Origin of the sequence: Heliomicrobium gestii, from assembly GCF_009877435.1 — a bacterium.
Taxonomy (GTDB): Bacteria; Bacillota; Desulfitobacteriia; order Heliobacteriales; family Heliobacteriaceae; genus Heliomicrobium; species Heliomicrobium gestii.
This window is the reverse complement of record NZ_WXEX01000044.1, coordinates 1-493: the sequence shown is the minus strand read 5'-3', so window position 1 is coordinate 493 and position 493 is coordinate 1. Positions and strand designations below refer to the sequence as shown.

The following is a 493-nucleotide window of genomic DNA, read 5'->3' as shown; positions in this document are numbered from 1 at the left end:
TAAGGACTTGGTGGACTTGAAAAACACTTCAATGCTCCAGCGCATGCCGTAAATGCGCACGATTTCTGACGCTTCCAGGGTTGTATCCGTACTCAACAACGCGAGCCATTCTCTGGGATTATTGCGGTTGCGAATGAATACAAGCTTCACGGGGATGCCTTGCTTGGTCTGGACACAGATCGAGCCGATGATTTCCGAACCGTTTTTGGCCACGAAGCGGGAACGCAGTTGGGATAGCGAGTAGGATGCCCCTGCCAAGCAATAGCGTTGCTTTAATTCCTTGACCATGCCGATTGCATGAAGCCCTTTCTCCACGATGCACGCAATCATGGGCTCATTGGTAAACCAGGTGTCCATCAACACATAATCCGCTGTTATATCCGCTGCTAGGACATGATCGAGCAACTGGGACGCCACTTGCGGCTTCCTCTGTACCGCTTCCTTGCGACGCCGGTATCCACAAGTTCTTTTATCGAGATGCTCAGGGTTCTCG

Annotated in this window: 1 protein-coding gene; it reads right to left on the bottom strand. The window is 51.5% G+C overall.

Annotated elements, in window-relative coordinates; genetic code table 11:
* Window positions 1–417 (bottom strand): transposase (locus GTO89_RS16965; RefSeq protein WP_328793940.1); only part of this gene is annotated, 417 nt, incomplete at its 3' end.
* Between the last annotated feature and the right edge of the window lie 76 nt (window positions 418–493).